The sequence below is a fragment of the Streptomyces sp. H27-H1 genome (genome assembly GCF_026627445.1).
Lineage (GTDB): Bacteria > Actinomycetota > Actinomycetes > Streptomycetales > Streptomycetaceae > Streptomyces.
Map to the genome: position 1 here is coordinate 21,729 of NZ_JAPNLJ010000041.1, position 18,832 is coordinate 40,560.

The 18,832-nt window shown below is 72.4% G+C and carries 13 protein-coding genes; 11 read left to right on the forward strand and 2 right to left on the reverse strand.

All coding sequences use genetic code 11. The features are described from left to right. Positions 1-194: 194 nt before the first annotated feature. Complete coding sequence (locus tag OTB20_RS32385) at positions 195-2,354, reverse strand: RecQ family ATP-dependent DNA helicase (protein WP_267823021.1); 2,160 nt, start codon at positions 2,352-2,354, stop codon at positions 195-197. 149 nt (positions 2,355-2,503) lie between these two features. On the opposite strand from OTB20_RS32385, the gene OTB20_RS32390 reads away from it, so the two are divergent. From OTB20_RS32390 to OTB20_RS32420, 7 genes are all read left to right on the forward strand, one after another. Further along, positions 2,504-3,790 (forward strand): DUF4192 domain-containing protein, encoded by a 1,287-nt coding sequence (locus OTB20_RS32390; protein ID WP_267823023.1) that lies wholly within the window; start codon positions 2,504-2,506, stop codon positions 3,788-3,790. A 317-nt stretch (positions 3,791-4,107) separates the two neighbouring features. After that, a complete protein-coding gene (locus tag OTB20_RS32395; protein WP_267823026.1) occupies positions 4,108-6,093 on the forward strand; it encodes a glycogen debranching N-terminal domain-containing protein in 1,986 nt (661 codons plus the stop codon). A 105-nt stretch (positions 6,094-6,198) separates the two neighbouring features. Further along, on the forward strand, positions 6,199-6,945 hold the full coding sequence (locus OTB20_RS32400) for an NUDIX hydrolase (RefSeq protein ID WP_267823029.1): 747 nt from the start codon (positions 6,199-6,201) through the stop codon (positions 6,943-6,945). Between the two features lie 122 nt (positions 6,946-7,067). Then, positions 7,068-8,855 carry an ATP-binding cassette domain-containing protein gene (locus OTB20_RS32405; protein ID WP_267823031.1) on the forward strand — a complete coding sequence of 596 codons (1,788 nt, stop codon included), beginning with the start codon at positions 7,068-7,070 and terminating at the stop codon, positions 8,853-8,855. A gap of 150 nt (positions 8,856-9,005) precedes the next feature. Beyond that, complete coding sequence (locus OTB20_RS32410; RefSeq protein ID WP_324290443.1) at positions 9,006-9,947, forward strand: FadR/GntR family transcriptional regulator; 942 nt, start codon at positions 9,006-9,008, stop codon at positions 9,945-9,947. 494 nt (positions 9,948-10,441) lie between these two features. Further along, positions 10,442-12,043 carry an RNA polymerase sigma factor gene (locus tag OTB20_RS32415; RefSeq protein ID WP_267823035.1) on the forward strand — a complete coding sequence of 534 codons (1,602 nt, stop codon included), beginning with the start codon at positions 10,442-10,444 and terminating at the stop codon, positions 12,041-12,043. Positions 12,044-12,180: 137 nt separating this feature from the next. After that, positions 12,181-13,140 carry a S1 family peptidase gene (locus tag OTB20_RS32420; RefSeq protein ID WP_267823036.1) on the forward strand — a complete coding sequence of 320 codons (960 nt, stop codon included), beginning with the start codon at positions 12,181-12,183 and terminating at the stop codon, positions 13,138-13,140. 176 nt (positions 13,141-13,316) lie between these two features. Here OTB20_RS32420 and OTB20_RS32425 read toward each other — a convergent pair whose 3' ends face one another. Further along, positions 13,317-13,553 (reverse strand): DUF7455 domain-containing protein, encoded by a 237-nt coding sequence (locus OTB20_RS32425; RefSeq protein ID WP_267760383.1) that lies wholly within the window; start codon positions 13,551-13,553, stop codon positions 13,317-13,319. Positions 13,554-13,999: 446 nt separating this feature from the next. Between OTB20_RS32425 and OTB20_RS32430 the strand changes: the two genes are divergently transcribed. The 4 genes from OTB20_RS32430 (at position 14,000) to OTB20_RS32445 (ending at position 18,819) form a co-directional block, all read left to right on the forward strand. After that, on the forward strand, positions 14,000-16,120 hold the full coding sequence (locus tag OTB20_RS32430) for a DNA gyrase/topoisomerase IV subunit B (protein WP_267823038.1): 2,121 nt from the start codon (positions 14,000-14,002) through the stop codon (positions 16,118-16,120). A gap of 175 nt (positions 16,121-16,295) precedes the next feature. Beyond that, positions 16,296-16,838 (forward strand): DUF485 domain-containing protein, encoded by a 543-nt coding sequence (locus OTB20_RS32435; protein ID WP_267823040.1) that lies wholly within the window; start codon positions 16,296-16,298, stop codon positions 16,836-16,838. Continuing rightward, positions 16,835-18,427: a cation acetate symporter gene (locus tag OTB20_RS32440; protein ID WP_267823042.1), complete on the forward strand. Its 1,593-nt coding sequence runs from the start codon at positions 16,835-16,837 to the stop codon at positions 18,425-18,427. The genes OTB20_RS32435 and OTB20_RS32440 overlap by 4 nt, the downstream gene beginning before the upstream one ends. 107 nt (positions 18,428-18,534) lie before the next feature. Further along, positions 18,535-18,819: a hypothetical protein gene (locus OTB20_RS32445; RefSeq protein WP_267823044.1), complete on the forward strand. Its 285-nt coding sequence runs from the start codon at positions 18,535-18,537 to the stop codon at positions 18,817-18,819. The last annotated feature ends 13 nt before the right edge of the window (positions 18,820-18,832 follow it).

Consider the following 18,832-nt stretch of genomic DNA (forward strand, 5'->3'; position numbering starts at 1 on the left):
CCCGCGAACGGGCACAGCTGGAGTGCGGGCGCGCCGCGGCGCGGCCCAGGAGAGTGCCGTCGAGCCGAGCGGGAGCAACGCAATTCTCGCGTGGCCCGTGAGCATGCGGCAACGAGCAATTGGAGCCGCCGACCGGAATTCGCCGGTATGCCGTTCATATCCCTGCCCCGCCACGCCGAAGATGACGCATTCGGCTAAGGCTGGAGCGCCAGTACCAGGGGAAACACCTCCTTGGCTCCTGCTCGTCGCAGCAGACGCGCGGAGACCGCGAGGGTCCAGCCGGTCTCCGCGCGGTCGTCGACGAGGAGGACGGGTCCCGCCGCTTCCCGCAGCGTCGCGGAGAGCTCCGGCGGAACGACCAGTGCCTGGTGCAGGCCGCGCACCCGCTGGGCGCTGTTCGAGGAGGGCAGGCCGAACTCCGGTGCCTGATCGGTGTAGGCCAGCGTTCCGAGCAGGGGCATCCGCCCGACCTCCGCGATCCGCGCGGCCAGCGAACCGACCAGCTGCGGGCGGCCGCGCGAGGGCAGAGCGACCACGCCCACCGGCCGTGCGGGCGCGCCCGGGGCTCCGGAGGCCCAGCCGCCCGGGCCGCGCGCCCAGTCGGCCAGCACCGCCACCACCGCCTGCGCGACATCGTCCGGAATCGGCTGGTCGGGGGCTTGCGGTGCGAGCATCGGGCGCAGCCGGTTGCCCCAGCCGATGTCGGAGAGCCGGCCCAGCGCGCGGCCCGTCGAGGCCTGCTCGCCCGCGGGGATCCGGCCCTTGAGAGGCACCCCGACCGCCGCGAGACCCGTCGGCCACATCTTGCGGGGCTCCAGCTCCACCCCCGGCCGGCCCAGCTCCCCACGGGCGGTGTCCAGCGCGGTCGAGGAGACCTCCGCAGTGAACCGGGCCCCGGCGCAGTTGTCGCAGCGGCCGCAGGGCACGGCCTCCTCGTCGTCCAGCTGGCGGCGCAGGAACTCCATGCGGCAGCCGGTCCCGGCCGCGTAGTCCCGCATGGCCTGCTGTTCGGCGGCCCGCTGCCGGGCCACCCAGGCGTAGCGCTCGGCGTCGTACACCCACGGCTCGCCGGTGGACGTCCAGCCGCCCTTGACCCGGTGCACGGCGCCGTCGACGTCGAGGACCTTGAGCATGGTCTCCAGCCTGGTGCGGCGCAGATCGACCAGCGGCTCCAGCGCGGGCAGGGAGAGCGGCCGGCCGGCCTCGGCCAGGACGTCCAGGGTGCGGCGTACCTGCTGCTCCGGCGGGAAGGCGACGGATGCGAAGTACTGCCAGATGGCCTCGTCCTCACGCCCCGGCAGCAGCAGGACCTCGGCGTGCTCCACCCCGCGCCCGGCGCGGCCGACCTGCTGGTAGTAGGCGATGGGGGAGGAGGGTGAGCCTAGGTGTACGACGAAACCGAGGTCGGGCTTGTCGAAGCCCATGCCCAGGGCCGAGGTGGCCACCAGCGCCTTGACCCGGTTGGCCTGGAGGTCGTTCTCGGCCTGCTCGCGGTCGGCGTTCTCCGTCTTGCCGGTGTACGAGGAGACCGTGTGCCCGCGATGGCGCAGGTACGCGGTGACCTCCTCGGCGGCCGCCACGGTCAGGGTGTAGATGATCCCGGAACCGGGCAGCGTGCTGAGATTGTCGGCGAGCCAGGCCAGCCGGTGGGCGGCGTCGGGCAGTGTCAGCACGGCGAGACTCAGGCTCTCGCGGTCCAGGGGGCCACGCAGGACGAGGGCGTCCGTACCGGCCCCGGTGCCCAGCTGCTCGGCCACGTCGGCGGTCACGCGGGCATTGGCCGTCGCTGTCGTGGCGAGCACCGGGACGCCGGGCGGGAGGTCGGCCAGCATCGTGCGCAGACGGCGGTAGTCAGGGCGGAAATCGTGCCCCCAGTCCGAGATGCAGTGCGCCTCGTCCACCACGAGGAGCCCGGTCGCGGCGGAGAGCTTGGGCAGCACCTGGTCGCGGAAATCGGGATTGTTGAGCCGCTCCGGGCTCACGAGTAGCACGTCGATCTCGCCCGCCGCGATCTCCGCCTGGATCGACTCCCACTCCTCGGGATTGGCCGAATTGATGGTGCGGGCCTTGATCCCGGCCCGTGCGGCGGCCTCGACCTGGTTGCGCATGAGCGCGAGGAGCGGCGAAACGATCACGGTGGGACCGGCGCCGCTCGCGCGCAGCAGCGAGGTCGCGACGAAGTACACGGCGGACTTGCCCCAGCCCGTGCGCTGCACCACCAGGGCCCGCCGCTTGTCGGCGACCAGGGCCTCGATCGCTCGCCACTGGTCCTCGCGCAGCCGTGCGGTGCCCGTGGCGTCGCCCACGAGACGGGCTAGTACGGAGTCGGCCGAGGACCTCAGGTCTGCGTTCATGCCCCCATGCAACCCGATGGCTCCGACATCACGCGAATGCCGCTCTGGGACCTGTGGACGCCGAAGGGAAAATTTGTTCGTGATTCGGGCCGCTTCGGGAGTTATCCACAGGGGTTTCCGAATGCGGTCGGACACGGGACCTTCGGGACATGACGAACAGCCACGAAGCACGCACCCCGTCCGACCCGTCGTCCACCGGTCCGGCCGGAGGCGTCGACGCATCCCGGATCACCCTGCGCAGCCCGGCCGAACTGGCCGACGCGCTGCCCTACATGCTCGGCTTCCACCCGACCGACTCCCTCGTCATGGTCGCCGTCCACGGGGAGGCCGGCCGCTTCGGCGGCCGGCTCCGGGTGGGCATCCCCGCTTCCCCCGAGGAATGGGAGGACACCGTCCGGCAGGCCGCCGACTGTCTGATCCGTGGCAGTGTGCGGCGCGGAGCCAAGCCCGACGGCGTCATCGCCTTCCTCTGCCAGGACCCGCACCGCGGCGACAGCGCGCAGCGGGTGATGACCAAACTGCGCCCGCTCGCCCAGCGGATCCGGCTGGCCTGCGGGGCACTGGACGTCCCCGTGCTGGAGGCCCTGTGCCTCTCCGCCGGGCGTTACTGGTCCTACTGCTGCCCGGACGAGCGCTGCTGCCCCGCCGAAGGCAGCGCGCTGGTCGCGCCGGGCACCTCGGTCATGGCCGCCGCGGCCACTTTCGCCGGCCTCCAGGTGCGGGGCTCCCTCCGGGAGATCGAGCACAGGCTGACACCGCTGCGAGGGAAGGTGGCCGATGAGATGGAGGGCGCCCTGGACCGGGCTGCCGTCGCGCTTGTGCCGAAGATCCTCGACGGGGCCACCCGGGAGGAGGTGGGGGCAGAGACCGTCCTGCTCGCCCGCGCGCTCATTCAGCGCATGACCCTCGCCCCGCCGGCGGAAGGCGGCCCCGGAGCCGACGCCTGGGACGACGCACTGCTCGGCCACGACGAGGCCGCCTCGTTGATCCTCGGGCTCCAGGACCGCGAGATCCGCGATATCGCCGCCGAGTGGATGGAGGGAGAGGAGGCGGCTCCCGCCCTGCGGCTGTGGCGGGCCCTGTCCCGGCGCTGCGTCGGGGCCTACGGGGAGCACGCGGCGGCTCCGCTCACCCTGGCGGGCTGGGTCTCGTGGTCCACCGGAGACGAGCCGACGGCCAGGATCGCCCTGGGGATGGCGCTGCGGGCGGACGACGGGTACCGCTTCGCGCAGCTGCTGCACCACGCCTGCAACGAGGGGATCGACCCGGAGGGCCTGCGCGAGTGCCTGCGGGAGGAGGCGCGGCGCCGCGAGCCGCGCCGGGGACGCCTGCCCGGGGCACCCCGGAGGGCGGGCGCAGTCACCAGGCCGCCCGGCGGACCGGGCAGGACCAGTAGCCGCCGCGAGTCCGGCAGCACCGCGGGGAGCGAGCAGTGAAGCGCCCGGGGGGCCGGGGCAGGGACGGCGGCCGGGCCTGGGTGAGGGACAGCGGCCGGCCCCGGGGCAGGGACGCAGACGCCGGCGCGGGCCGGGGCCGGGGTGGGTCCTGCGGGTCCGTGCTCCGAGTGTGGCTGCGGGCCGGGGCGCGAGCGGTCCTGTGGCGGCGGCCCCCACGAAGGCCGATGCTCCGCCGGGCGCAGGCCCCGCCGGGGCCCGTGACCCCGGCCGGGGCGGGGGCGTTGCGCTGTGGGGTGGTGGGGACCCGGCCGCGCCGCCGCCCAGCCGATCCACCCGGAGCGCAGACAAGGCGACCCATGTCCCACCCCGTACCCCCCGCCCGCGTAGCTCCTTCCCGCAGACCCGACCTGCCGCCCGTGCACGGTGCCGTCATCTGCGTCGCCGCGCCCTGCCTGGTCATCTCGCCCGAGCACGGCCAGCTCACGGGGCGGGGGGCCGACGGGATCTACCGCGCCGGGCGCCGACTGCTGTCCCGCTGCGTGCTGCGCGTCGGCGGCCGGGACCCGGTCGCGGTCCAGGGCCGCAGTCTCGGGGCCGACCAGGCATCCTTCACCGCGACGGTACGGACCGGAGCAGAGCCCGGGCCCGATCCCGACGTCGGAGTCGAACGGGTCCGGCACGCCGACGGCACCGAGCGGATCACCCTGCGCAGCTTCACCGGCCGGACCCTGCGGATCCCCGTGGAGATCTCCCTCGGCACCGACCTTGCGGAGTTGGCCGAGGTGGCCGCCGGCCGGGCCGGTCCGGAACTGCCCGCCGCGGTGCACGCCGCCGGACTGCGCTGGACCAGCGGAGAGGCCCAGGCCGTCACCGCCGCCGAGCCGCCTCCGGACGACGCGCTGGCCTCGGCCGGGCTGCTGCGCTGGGAGCTCGAACTGCGCCCCGGCGAGTCCCGCACCATCGAGCTGCGGACCACCAGGGACCGCGGGGCCCGGGCCCCGGCCGGGCAGGTGGCCAATCCGCTGTCCGACGACGCCCGCGCGGAGGGAGACGACCCGAGGGCGGAGGCCTGGCTGCGCACGAGCGTGCAGGACCTGGGAGCGCTGCTGCTCAGGGACCCGAAGGAACCGGCCGACAGCTACGCCGCGGCCGGAGTGCCGTGGCGGCTGGGGCTGGCCCCGGCGGAATCCCTGTGGGCCGCCCGCATGGCGCTGCCACTGGGCACCGGACTGGCCGCCGCGACCCTGCGCGTCCTGGCCCGGACCCAGACCGGCGGGCGGGGCGGGGACGCGGGGAAGATCCCGGGGCCCTTGCGCGGGGCCGGGCCGCAACTGCCCCCCGGGTGCACCGGGACCGAGGCGACGCTCGCCTTCCCCGCGGTACTCGCCGAAGCCCGGCGCTGGGGGATGCCCGAGGCGGAGCTGGCCCAGCTGCTCCCCACCGCCGAGCGGTGCCTGGAGTGGATCCGGGGCGCCTTCGGGGAGGACGGCTTCCTGGCCGACCCCGATCCGGGACCGCGGCGCTGTGAAACCCAGGCCCACGCCCATCGCGCCGCGCTGCTCGGGGCCGACCTGCTCGCCGGGTGCGGGCGTCCCGGAGCCGAGGAGTGGCGGGACCGGGCGGCCGAGCTGCGGCAGCGGTTCGCAGCCCGGTTCTGGGTCGACGGGCCGGACGGCGGCCGGCCCGCGGCGGCCCTGCATCCCGATGGACGGCCGCTGCCCCGGATGACGGGGGCCGCCGCCCACTTGCTGGACACCGGGTTGCTCGGAGGCGGCCGGCTCGCGCCCGGGCTGCTCGACCGGGTCCGTACCGAACAGCTGGCCCGGCTGCTGGGTGCCCCCGCCATGGACTCCGGGTGGGGGCTGCGGAGCATGGCGGCGCGGGAGCCGGGGCACAACCCGTTCGGGTACCGCTCGGGCGCGGTGCGGCCGTACGAGAGTGCGGTCGCCGTGGCCGGCCTGGCCCAGGCGGGCTTCGAGAAGGAGGCCACCGGGCTGCTCAGGGGCCTGCTGGACGCGGCGGAGGCCTTCGGGTACCGCCTCCCGGAGATGTACGCGGCCGAGCAGCGCACCGCGGGCAGCGCTCCGCTTCCGCATCCGGCGGCCTGCCGCCCGGCGGCGGTCGCGGCGGCCGCGGGGATCCACGTACTGGCCGCCCTGGCCGGGATCCGGCCGGACGCCGCCGCGGGAACGGTCGCCCTCGTACCGCTCGCCGGCGCCCCCCTCGGCGAGCTCCGCCTCTCGGGGTTGCGCGTTTCGGGGGCACCCTTCGCCGTCCGCGTCAGCCGGCTCGGCCTGGGCATGGTGGAGGAGGCCGCCGATGCGCTGCAACTGGGCGGGTAGGCGGCACCCCGCCGATCGGCCCGGATCGGGCCACGGCGTCCGGTTCCGTGGTCGGAAGATCTCCAAAGCTCTGTTTATCGTCAGGCAGACGACTATGATCGCGGCATGTCGCCCTACGACCCGTCGGCCTTCCCGCCCTTCGCCGTCACCGTCGACCTGGTCGTGCTCACCGTGCGGCGCCATGCGCTCTGCGCGCTGGTCATCCGACGGGGTGAGCAGCCGTTCCAGGGAAGCTGGGCGCTGCCCGGCGGCTTCGTGCGCGGGGACGAGGACCTGTCGGCGGCCGCGGCCCGCGAGCTGTCCGAGGAGACCGGTCTCAGCGCCCACGACCCGGACGCTCCTGAGGTGGGCAACGGCGCGCATCTCGAACAGCTGGCGACCTACGGTGATCCGAAGCGGGACCCGCGCATGCGCGTGGTCAGCGTGGCGCATCTGGTGCTGGCTCCGGATCTGCCCGCGCCCCGGGCCGGCGGCGATGCCAACAGTGCGCGCTGGGCCCCCGTCGACGAGCTCCTGTCCGTGGACGGCCAGACGGGCGCCGGACTCGCCTTCGACCACGAGCGGATCCTCGCCGACGGGGTCGAGCGGGCCCGCTCGAAGATCGAGTACTCCTCGCTGGCCACCGCCTTCTGCCCGCCCGAGTTCACCGTCGGCGAGCTCCGCCGGGTCTACGAGGCGGTCTGGGGAGTCGCCCTCGACCCCCGTAACTTCCACCGCAAGGTCACCGGCACCCCCGGGTTTCTGGTGCCGGTCGGGGGGACGACGACACGTCAGGGCGGCCGTCCCGCCCAGCTGTTCCGGGCCGGCGGGGCAACCCTGCTCAACCCGCCGATGCTCCGCCCGGAAGTCTGACGCCCCGGGGCCGACACGGGAGCGGTTCACCACGAGGTGTGCCGCAAATCGGACATATCGAGTTATCTTCTTAGCGGTACTCGCTCTGCCGCAGAGCGGTCTCACCCCCCGCGAGAGAAGCGATGCTCCAGGCCATCGGACTCACCAGCGCCCCCCGTCGAAACCTTTCGCCCCTCGTGGACGACCTCACCTTCGAGGCCCGCCCCGGGAGCGTGACCGCCCTGCTCGGCGAGCCCGAATCGGGCAAGACCACCGCACTGCGACTCATGCTCGAGCTCGAACCGGGCCGCGGGGTCACCTATTTCCGCGGGCGCCCCCTGCACCGGATCCCGTACCCGGGCCGCGAGGTCGGCGTGCTCCTCGGCGACCTCCCCGGCAACCCGTCGCGCACGGTGCGCAGCCAGCTGCGGATGCTCTGTGCCGCCGCCGGTGTGCCGGCCGCACGGGCCGACGCCATGCTGGAGGTCGTCGGCGTCGCGGGGCTGCGCGACGAGCGGCTCGGGTCGCTCTCGCTCGGCATGGAGCGCAGGGTCGCGCTGGCTGCCGCACTGCTCGCCGACCCCTGCACGCTCCTCCTGGACGAGCCCACCGCCGGGCTCTCGCCCCGCGAGCGGAGCTGGCTGCACGGGCTGCTGCGCGGCCATGCCTCCCTGGGCGGCGCCGTGCTCTTCACCACCGATGACGCGAAGGAGGCCGCCCGCAGCGCGGACCGGGTCGTGAGCATCGAGGCGGGCCGGCTCGTCGCCGACCAGGCGGCCGCCGAGTTCGCCCGGACCCGGTTGCGGCCGCGGGTCGCCGTGCGCACCCCGCACGCCGCCCGGCTGGCCGACGTACTGGGCCGCGAGGCGCGGGCGGCCCAGCGCACGCTGGAGATCGTGGAGGAGAGCGGCAGTCGGCTCTCCGTCTACGGAAGCAACTGCGCCGAGGTCGGCGAGGCGGCCTTCCGGCACGGCGTGCTCGTCCACCAACTCGCCGACGAGACCGGCGACGCGGGAGCGCCGCCATCACTGCCGCGCGACCGTGCCGGATCCGTGGCCCGGGCCGCCGCCGACGGGAAGCGGTCCGTTCCCGGAGCCCGAGCGGCGGACCCGTCCCGCACCGCCCGCTCGGGGCGGCCGCCCTCGTCCGTGCGCCGCCTCGGCGGCCCGTTGCGGCCCCTGCGCTACGAGCTGCGACGGGTCTTCGGCACCGCCACACCCGTACTCACCGCCGCCTTCGTCGTCGCCGTCTCCGTCGTCACGGCACTGGTGCTGGCCCGGTCCGGCCACACCGCACAGAACCGGTTGCTCGCCGCCTGGCCCGAGCTGCTTCCGCTGCCGCCCGCGGCGCTAGGGGCCGGACTGCTCGGATCCCTGGCCTTCGGCGAGGAGTACCGCTACCCCGCGCTCGCGGCCGACCGGGGCACCGTCCCGCGCCGACTCGGACTGCTCACGGCGAAACTCGGCGTCAGCGCCGCCCTGGCGCTCCTGCTCGGCACCCTCGCCGTGACCGCCGACGCCGCCGCCCTGACACTGGTGTTCGGCAGCGGGCCGCTTCGTACGCCCGCGGAGTGGGTCTCCCCGGGCGCGAGTTGGGCAGGACTGCTCATCGGCTGCGCCTGGTCCGGAGTTCTGGCCTCCGGAGTCTTCAGGTCCGCCTCCGCCGGCCTGGCCGCGGTGCTCGCCGTACCGGTGATGGTCGTACCGCTGGTGCGCAAGGCCCTGGACGGACCGTCGGCGTACCCGGTCACCGGACTCGCGGAGCGGCTGCGCGGCCTGGCCTGGGCACAGTGGCCGCCGGAGGCGGACCGGGTGGTCCTGGGGGCGATCCGGGTGATGGCCCAACCGGTCGGCGCCGCACTGGTGTTGTCGCTGATGGTCCTGTTGTGCGCCTATGGGTTCACAGGACTGCGCGGCCGCGTCCGTTTGTGAGGGACCGTTGGCGATCGTTTCGAGGTCGGACCGGACGCAAAGGGACCGTTGTGGTCCAGATCAAGCCCGGCGTACCGCAACTCCCCGCAAAAAGCCCGGTTCTGTACTATAAATCGTCAATTGCGTAGGTGGTGCCGATCACCCTTTCGTGTGCTTTTCACCAAAGACCTCAAGGGTCGTGGAAGCACGGCCGACAAAGGATTCGTGAGTACCCTTGCGCACACCATGATGACCGCCGCCCGCCATGCCGATTCCGGCCTCGCCGGCCCGGGCGAACTCGACCGCTACCCCTACCCGGAGGCCTCGGGGGCCGACCGGGTGGGAGTACCCCACTGGGACGGATCCGACGTCGAGTTGAGCCGGGTCGGCCGCCGCGCCGCAGGCAGCCGCGGCCGCGGACTGCACGGCCAACTCGTCCAGCAGCTCGGACAGATGATCGTTTCCGGCGACCTCGGCGCGGACCGACCGCTGGTTCCCGAGGAGATCGGGCAGCGATTCGAGGTCTCCCGTACCGTCGTCCGCGAATCGCTGCGGGTCCTCGAGGCCAAGGGCCTCGTCAGCGCCCGCCCCAACGTCGGCACCCGGGTCCGCCCGGTCGCCGACTGGAACCTGCTCGACCCCGACATCATCGAGTGGCGCGCCTTCGGCCCGCAGCGCGACGACCAGCGCCGTGAGCTGGGGGAGCTCCGCTGGACCATCGAACCGCTCGCCGCCCGCCTCGCCGCCGGCCACGGCCGCCCGGAGATCCAGCAGCGCCTCGCCGACATGGTCGAGATCATGGGACACGCCCTCGGCCAGGGCGATTCGATCACCTTCGCGCGTGCGGACCACGAGTTCCACGCCCTGCTCATCCAGGTCGCCGCCAACCGCATGCTGGAGCACCTCTCCAGCATCGTCTCCGCGGCTCTGCAGGTGTCCGGCAGCCCCATCACCTCCTGCGACCGCCCCAGCGAGACCTGCGTCGCGCACCACGCGCGCATGGTCGAGGCCATCGCCGTCGGTGACGCGCTGGGCGCGGAGAACGCCATGCGCCAGCTCCTGACGGTGCATCCGGAGGTCGAGCGCGTGGTCCCCGCCCCGCGCGAGCACTGACGGGCCGGAGCGCATGGGCGAGGGGGTGCACCTACGTGCCGCCGGTCCCGGACGGCGCCCCCGGACAGGGTCCGGGGGAGAGCCCGGCACAGAGCCCGGCGGCAGTGGAGTCCGGCTCCCCGTCGGGGTCCTGAGCGTCCCGGTCCGGCCCCCGGCCCCGGCCCGAGGGCGCCGGGACGCCGCTTCCGGGGAGCCGTGCGGCCCGCGAAAAGGGGCATGTTCGGACACACCGGACGTTCAGAAATAACGGCATGACCGGCATGGCATCAAACGGGGTGTGACTCGGGCCACCAAGATTGGGGCGTAACGCTCCGCGAGGTCACGCGATGACCTAAGAGGTGATGGCCGACGGAGGGAAGACAGCAGCCCTTGGGGATGCTGTGCAGCTCCCCGGCCCCTGCCCGCGCCCCCGGCCCATCCCCAGTCGGTGGTCGTCGGCTCCGGTCCAGCACCACCAGGCCGGGGTCGGAAGCCGTTTCCATCGTTCCGAGAGGTTGTTCGTGTCGGCCAGCACATCCCGTACGCTCCCGCCGGAGATCGCCGATTCCGAGTCTGTGATGGCGCTCATCGAGCGGGGCAAGGCCGAGGGGCAGATCGCCGGCGATGACGTGCGTCGGGCCTTCGAGGCTGACCAGATTCCTGCGACCCAGTGGAAGAATGTTCTGCGCAGCCTCAACCAGATCCTCGAGGAAGAGGGTGTGACGCTGATGGTCAGTGCCGCGGAGTCGCCCAAGCGCATCACCCGCAAGAGCGTCGCAGCGAAGAGCCCCGTCAAGCGGACGGCCACCGAACCCGTCGCCAGGAAGACGGTGGCGAAGCCGGCGGCGGAGCCCGCCGGCCCGGCACCGGACGCGGCGACCGAGGCGGCGGAACCGGCGACCGTGGCGACCGTGGACGCACCCGCGGAGGGGACCGCGACCGAGCCCGCCGTCAAGAAGACGGCAGCGAAGAAGACGGCGGCGAAGAAGGCCGCGCCCGCCAAGAAGGCCGCTGCCAAGAAGACCGCGGCGAAGAAGACCACGGCCAAGAAGGACGCCGACGAGGCGGGCGACGAAGAGACCGCCGAGGGGACTCCCGGGGCCGCGAAGGCCGACTCCGACGACGAGGAGGAAGGCGCCGAGAGCAAGGGCTTCGTCATCTCGGACGACGAGGACGACGCCCCGGCCCAGCAGGTCGCCGTGGCCGGCGCCACCGCCGACCCCGTCAAGGACTACCTCAAGCAGATCGGCAAGGTTCCCCTCCTCAACGCCGAGCAGGAGGTCGAGCTCGCCAAGCGCATCGAGGCCGGACTCTTCGGCGAGGACAAGCTCGCCAACTCCGACAAGCTGGCGCCCAAGCTCAAGCGCGAGCTGGAGATCATCGCCGAGGACGGCCGCCGGGCCAAGAACCACCTGCTGGAGGCCAACCTCCGCCTCGTGGTCTCCCTCGCCAAGCGCTACACCGGCCGCGGCATGCTCTTCCTGGACCTGATCCAGGAGGGCAACCTGGGCCTGATCCGCGCCGTGGAGAAGTTCGACTACACCAAGGGCTACAAGTTCTCCACGTACGCCACCTGGTGGATCCGGCAGGCGATCACCCGAGCCATGGCCGACCAGGCCCGCACCATCCGCATCCCGGTGCACATGGTCGAGGTCATCAACAAGCTGGCCCGCGTCCAGCGCCAGATGCTCCAGGACCTGGGCCGCGAGCCCACCCCGGAGGAGCTGGCCAAGGAACTCGACATGACCCCCGAGAAGGTCATCGAGGTCCAGAAGTACGGCCGCGAGCCGATCTCCCTGCACACCCCGCTCGGCGAGGACGGCGACAGCGAGTTCGGTGACCTCATCGAGGACTCCGAGGCGGTCGTCCCGGCCGACGCCGTGAGCTTCACGCTCCTGCAGGAGCAGCTGCACTCGGTGCTCGACACGCTCAGCGAGCGCGAGGCGGGCGTGGTCTCGATGCGCTTCGGCCTCACGGACGGACAGCCCAAGACGCTCGACGAGATCGGCAAGGTCTACGGGGTCACCCGAGAGCGCATCCGCCAGATCGAGTCGAAGACCATGTCGAAGCTCCGCCACCCCTCCCGGTCCCAGGTGCTGCGCGACTACCTGGACTGACCCGGCCGGATCCGGACCGGCCCGGGACCGGTCGGCGACCCTCGCCGCGGATCGTCGCCGGTGGCCGCGCGGGTGCGCACGGCCACCGGGCGTCCCACTCTGAGTGGAGTCATGCACACTCGGAGTCAGGAGGCCTCATGCGTCGTCCCTTTGCCCGTGTCCTGGCGGGCGCACTGACCCTGGTGGCGGGAGCGGCGGCGGCGCCGCTGAGCCAGGCGCCGCGAGCGGCCGCGGACAGCGTGGTGATCGGCGGGAAGCCGGTGAAGGCGGCCGATGCGCCGTGGGTCGTGGCTCTCGCCAGCCGTGACCGGTTCGGGGGTACGCGCGGCGGCCAGTTCTGCGGGGGCGTCCTCGTCGCCCCGACCAAGGTGGTGACGGCGGCCCACTGCCTGGCCCGCCAGGTGCTCGGCGGCCCGGTCGATTCCCTCCGCGACTTCCGGGTGATCACCGGGCGTACGGAGCTGCGCGCGAGCGAGGGCCGCGAGATCGCGGTCCGTTCCGCCCGGGTCAACCCGGCCTACGACCCGGGCAGCAACGCCGGCGACCTGGCAGTCCTGGAGCTGGACGAAGCCGTGGCCGCGCAGAACGTGCTGCCGATGGCCGGCCTCGGGCATCCGGCGTACGGATTCGGAACCGAAGCGGCCGTATACGGCTGGGGCGATACCAGCGGCTTCGGCGACTACGCCTACGCCCTGCGCGCCGCCAGGGTGACGGTGCTGGCGGACGAGGTGTGCGGCAAGGCCTACCCGGGAGACGCCGACGGTCAGTACCGGGCCGCCTCCATGGTGTGCGCGGGGGACCGCGGGGGCGGCAAGGACGCCTGCCAGGGAGACAGCGGCGGCCCCCTGGTGGCGGAGGGAAAGCTCATCGGGCTGGTGTCCTGGGGTCGCGGCTGCGGGCGCTCGGACAGCCCGGGGGTGTACACGCGGATCGCACCGCTCATCGGCTTCGTCTCGGACGCCGCCAGCGCCCCGGAGGCGCCCCGGGGGGAGCGGGGCCGTCCTGGCGCCCGTGGGGTCCTGGGGATGGATGTACGCCCCGCTCAGGGGCCCGGGAGGGGCCTCGCGGCGGGGGACCTGCCCGCACTGAGGCGCTGAGGCTTCGCTCGGACCCGCGTTCGAACTCCTGCCCGGACGTATGTTCGGGCAGGTCCCGGGCGTCGCCGGGCGCGGGCCCGGACATGAGGACGGGCGGTCCCTCTGGGTCACAGAGGGACCGCCCGTCGACCGGCTACGCCGGTCCTGGCTCGTCGGATGCGAGGTTAGGCCTTGTGTCAGCGGTCCTCGGGGTCGGCGGGACTTGCCGCCGGAGCGGACGTAAGCCGCTCTGTCTCATCCTGTATTTCCGCGGCGATCTTCTTGAGTTCCGGCTCGAACTTGCGACCGTGGTGGGCGCAGAAGAGCAGTTCACCGCCGCTCAGCAGGACGACGCGCAGATACGCCTGGGCGCCACAACGGTCGCATCGGTCAGCGGCCGTCAGCGGGGTCGCGGGTGTCAGAACAGTAGTCACGTCGCCTCTTCTCTAGCTCGACGAGCTGTCGTACCAGGGTCAACATCCAACCAGGCCGAAAACGTTCCCGCTCGCGGCTTTTCCTCGAAACTTCCTTCCGAAGCTGGCCGGCTGTTGCCGGTTGGCGGCGAAGGAGCCGTAATGCGTTGCTTTACGGTTTCGCGTTGTCAGGTCGTTCGCTTGTCGCAGTTCTGCCCTCTCCGGCTGAGTGCCGGTTGTTGATGAGGACGTGCCCGAACACTAAATGGTTCATGCGCGGAAGGGAACGTGATGTTTCCTTCACCCCCACGGGGGATCGAACAAGCGTGCGGGTCTGCACTAGGGTGGTGACGGGCGTGGGGTGGCGTTACATCGGCTCTACCAGGCCTCGGTACCCTTCCAGCGGCAACCGAGCCACCACTGCGCCCGACCGGGCCAGAAAAGAAATTCAGCGAGGAGCGAACTGCGTGACCGCCGACACGTCCGTGCCTTCCAGCGCACTGCTGACCGGAGCAGACCGGGACGGCTCCAACTACACCGCGCGGCACCTGCTCGTCCTCGAAGGCCTCGAGGCCGTCCGCAAGCGCCCCGGCATGTATATCGGCTCCACCGACAGCCGGGGCCTCGTGCACTGCCTCTGGGAGATCATCGACAATTCCGTCGATGAGGCCCTGGGCGGGTACTGCGACCACATCGATGTGATCCTCCACGAGGACTCCTCGGTGGAGGTCCGCGACAACGGCCGCGGCATCCCCGTGGACGTCGAGCCCAAGACCGGCCTCTCCGGCGTCGAGGTCGTCATGACCAAGCTGCACGCCGGCGGCAAGTTCGGCGGCGGGTCGTACGCGGCCTCCGGCGGCCTGCACGGCGTCGGCGCCTCCGTGGTGAACGCCCTCTCCGCCCGCCTCGACGTCGAGGTCGACCGGAACGGCGCCACGCACGCCATCAGCTTCCGCCGCGGCGTGCCCGGGATGTTCACCGAGCAGGGCCCCGACAGCCCCTTCGACCCCGCCAACGGCCTGCGCAAGGGCAAGCGGGTCACCAAGGGCAAGACCGGCACCCGCGTCCGGTACTGGGCCGACCGGCAGATCTTCCTCAAGGACGCCAAGATCACGCTGGAGACGCTCTACCAGCGCGCACGCCAGACGGCCTTCCTCGTCCCCGGCCTGACCATCGTCGTCCGCGACGAGCGCGCCCTGGAAGGCGCCGGCAAGACCGAGGAGACCTTCCGCTTCGACGGGGGCATCAGCGAGTTCTGCGAGTACCTCACCCAGGACAAGGCCGCCTGCGACGTCCTGCGCCTGACCGGCACCGGCGTCTTCAAGGAGACCGTCCCGGTCCTCGACGACCGCGGCCACATGACCCCCACCGAGGTCACCCGGGAGCTGGGCGTGGACATCGCCCTGCGCTGGGGCACGGGGTACGAGACGAACGTGAAGTCGTTCGTGAACATCATCGCCACCCCCAAGGGCGGCACCCACATCTCCGGCTTCGAGCGCTCGGTCACCAAGACCGTGAACGAGGTGCTGCGCTCCGCGAAGCTGCTGCGCGTCGCCGAGGACGACGTGGTCAAGGACGACGCGATGGAGGGCATGACGGCCGTCGTCACCGTCCGCCTCGCCGAGCCGCAGTTCGAGGGCCAGACCAAGGAGGTGCTCGGCACCTCGGCAGCCACCCGGATCGTCGCGGCCGTCGTCGCCAAGGAGCTCAAGGCCTTCCTGACCTCGACCAAGCGGGACGACAAGCAGCAGGCCCGCTCCGTGATGGAGAAGATCGTCGCGGCGGCCCGGACCCGGATCGCGGCCCGTCAGCACAAGGAGGCGCAGCGTCGCAAGACCGCGCTGGAGTCCTCCTCGCTGCCCGCCAAGCTGGCCGACTGCCGCAGCGACGACGTGGAGCGCAGCGAGCTCTTCATCGTCGAGGGGGACTCGGCGCTCGGTACCGCCAAGCTCGCCCGGAACTCCGAGTTCCAGGCGCTGCTGCCCATCCGAGGCAAGATCCTCAACGTCCAGAAGTCCTCGGTCTCGGACATGCTCAAGAACGCCGAGTGCGGGGCGATCATCCAGGTCATAGGAGCCGGCTCGGGCCGGACCTTCGACATCGACGCCGCCCGGTACGGGAAGATCGTCCTGCTCGTGGACGCCGACGTGGACGGCGCGCACATCCGCTGCCTGCTGCTCACGCTCTTCCAGCGCTACATGCGGCCGATGGTCGAAGCGGGCCGGGTCTTCGCCGCCGTGCCGCCGCTGCACCGGATCGAGCTCGTCCAGCCCAAGAAGGGCCAGGACAAGTACGTCTACACGTACTCGGACAACGAGCTGCGCCAGACCCTCCTGGAGTACCAGCGCAAGAACATCCGGTACAAGGACTCGATCCAGCGCTACAAGGGCCTCGGCGAGATGGACGCGGACCAGCTGGCGGAGACCACCATGGATCCCCGCTTCCGTACCCTGCGCCGGATCAACATCGGCGACCTGGACTCGGCCGAGTCGGTCTTCGACCTGCTCATGGGCAACGAGGTGGCTCCGCGCAAGGAGTTCATCACGAGTTCCGCCGCCACTCTGGACCGGTCGCGGATCGACGCCTGAGCGGACCCGGAGCCACCGGGGACCTCCGGTGGCACTTCCGTGGCGCTGGCACACCCGCGCTCTTCACTCCATCACCTGATGGAGTGAAGAGCGCCGGGACACCAGTCCGGAAACCGTGCCTCCCGCACATCCTTGTGGGCACGCGGCCACTGCGGCTGCGGACAAGGAGAGTTCGGTGGACAAGCACGAAGGGCGTGATGCCGGAACGATCCGGCTGGACGATCCCTGGTACGACGCATTGGCCGTCGGATGGGGCGAGGGCGCCGGCGTGGGCGAGGGGCCCGACGGGGCGTCGGGCGACGGAGCGGAAACGTCTCCGCCGCGCTCCGACCCGGCCGGCCCGCACGTGCGCGCAGCGTCCGACATCTACCTCGAAGTGCAGCGCAGCGCCGCCTTCCAGGAGGTGCGCAGCCGCTACCGGAGGTTCGTCGTCCCAGCGACCCTCGGCTTCTTCCTCTGGTACGTCGCCTACGTGATCGTCGCCACCACGGCGCCCGCCATGATGGCCCGGCCGGTGTTCGGGTCCGTCAACGTGGCCCTGCTGGCGGGCCTCGGGCAGTTTCTCAGCACCTTCGTGCTGACCTGGGCCTACGCCCGCCACGCCCGGCTGCGGCGCGACCGCGCGGCGCTGGACCTGCGCTGGACGGTCTTCGAGCAGGAGCAGGTGCGCCGGGCCGATGCCGGGGAGCGCAACCGCGCACGGGGGGCAGGCCGGTGACCACCGAACACCAGACCCTGGCGCTGCTCCTGTTCAGCGTCTTCATCGCCGTCACCCTGGGCATCACCACCTGGGTAAGCCGCAACCGGCACGGTTCGGCAGAGGAGTTCTACGCGGGCGGGCGGCTGTTCTCCCCGATGGAGAACGGTTTCGCCATCGCCGGCGACTACATGTCCGCCGCTTCCTTCCTCGGCATCTCCGGCCTCATCGCCCTCTTCGGCTACGACGGCCTGCTGTACTCGGTGGGCTTCCTCGTCGCCTGGCTGGTCGTCCTGTTCCTCGTCGCCGAACTCGTCCGCAACTGCGGCCGGTTCACCCTCGCCGACGTGGTTGCCGCGCGGATGAGCGAGCGGCCGGTGCGGATCGCCGCCGGGACCTCGTCGGTGGTCGTCTCCGTGCTGTACCTCGTCGCGCAGATGGTCGGAGCCGGCAGCCTGGTCGGTCTGCTGCTCGCCGATTCGGGCCGGACCGCACGGACGTTGACCGTCATCGGGGTCGGCGCGCTCATGGTGATCTACGTGTCCTTCGGCGGGATGCGGGCCACCACCTGGATCCAGATCGTCAAGGCCGTGCTGCTGATGGGCGGGGCGGTCACCCTGACGGTGCTCGTGCTGCTGCGCTTCCACGGGAACTTCGACCAGCTGCTCAGCACCGCCGCGGAGCGCAGCGGGCACGGGGCCCGGTTCCTCGGCCCCGGGCTCAAGTACGGCGGCGACTGGACGGCCCGGGTCGACTTCATGAGCCTCGGGCTCGCGCTGGTCCTCGGCACGGCCGGGCTGCCGCACATCCTGTCGCGCTTCTACACCGTGCCCACGGCGCGGGCGGCCCGCCGGTCGGTGGTGTGGGCGATCGGTCTGATCGGCGGCTTCTACCTGATGACCATCGTGCTGGGCTTCGGCGCGGCGGCGCTGCTGGGGCCGGAGGAGGTCAAGGCCTCCAACGCCTCGGGCAACACGGCGGTTCCGCTGCTCGCGGCCTTCCTCGGCGGCGGGGCCGATTCGACCGGGGGCGCCGTGCTGTTCGCCTTCGTGGCGGCCATCGCCTTCGCGACCATCCTCGCGGTGGTCGCGGGGATCACCCTCGCCTCGTCGGCCTCCGTCGCGCACGACCTGTACGCCTCGCTCAAACGCCGCCACGCCCGCCAGCGCAGTGAGGTGGCGGTGGCCAGGGTGGCAGCGGTCGGAATCGGGGCGGTGGCCATCGCCCTGGGTCTGCTCGCCCAGGACCTGAACGTGGCCTTCCTGGTGGGCCTGGCCTTCGCGGTGGCGGCCTCGGCGAACCTGCCGGTGCTCCTGTACTCGCTGTTCTGGCGCGGGTTCACCACGCGCGGCGCCGTCTGGTCGGTTTACGGGGGGCTGTTCCCGGCCGTGCTGCTGGTGGCCCTGTCGCCGGTGGTCTCCGGCAGCCCCGAATCCCTGTTCCCGGGCGTGGACTTCCAGTACTTCCCGCTCCAGAACCCGGGCATCGTGTCCATCCCGCTGGGCTTCCTGGCAGGTTGGCTGGGCACCGTGACCTCGGCGGAGGAGCCGGACGAGCGGCGGCACGCGGAAACCGAGGTCCGCGCGCTGACGGGCGCCGGCGCGGTGTAGGTTCCCGCGCGCCGGGGCCTGTCGGCTCTCGGTCGAATCACGGTCAGGCGGGGCCGGGGCCGGGCGCGCCGTGGCCGCGGTTCATCGGAGCCGGTGAGTTCCTGTGGATGTCCGAGCCGGCGGCCGTACTGCGCGACCGGCTGGGCGACGACGAGGCTGCCAAGGTGCCCACCCGGACCCTGCCCGACACGGCCGTACGCCTGCTCGCGCGGGTCACGCCGGGCCTGCGAGCCCTGACCCCGTACCCCGGGCGCAAGCACGTGCACGTTTCGGACAAGGCCGAACGGGTGCTGGGCTGGCGGACCCGGCCCGCCGCCACCCTCGCCGACTGCTCTCGCAGCCTCGTGGAGCATCCCGTGCCGCGGGTCCGAACCGGGCGCCGTGCGTGGTGACCGGCCGGCCGGG

What these genes read in the sequence shown, in the direction of transcription:
- OTB20_RS32400 (WP_267823029.1), top strand. Translation starts at nt 6,199, where the DNA reads ATGTCGCCCTACGACCCGTCGGCCTTCCCGCCCTTCGCCGTCACCGTC.
- OTB20_RS32390 (WP_267823023.1), top strand. Translation starts at nt 2,504, where the DNA reads ATGACGAACAGCCACGAAGCACGCACCCCGTCCGACCCGTCGTCCACC.
- OTB20_RS32385 (WP_267823021.1), bottom strand. Translation starts at nt 2,354, where the DNA reads ATGAACGCAGACCTGAGGTCCTCGGCCGACTCCGTACTAGCCCGTCTC.
- OTB20_RS32395 (WP_267823026.1), top strand. Translation starts at nt 4,108, where the DNA reads ATGTCCCACCCCGTACCCCCCGCCCGCGTAGCTCCTTCCCGCAGACCC.
- OTB20_RS32445 (WP_267823044.1), top strand. Translation starts at nt 18,535, where the DNA reads ATGTCCGAGCCGGCGGCCGTACTGCGCGACCGGCTGGGCGACGACGAG.
- OTB20_RS32405 (WP_267823031.1), top strand. Translation starts at nt 7,068, where the DNA reads ATGCTCCAGGCCATCGGACTCACCAGCGCCCCCCGTCGAAACCTTTCG.
- OTB20_RS32420 (WP_267823036.1), top strand. Translation starts at nt 12,181, where the DNA reads ATGCGTCGTCCCTTTGCCCGTGTCCTGGCGGGCGCACTGACCCTGGTG.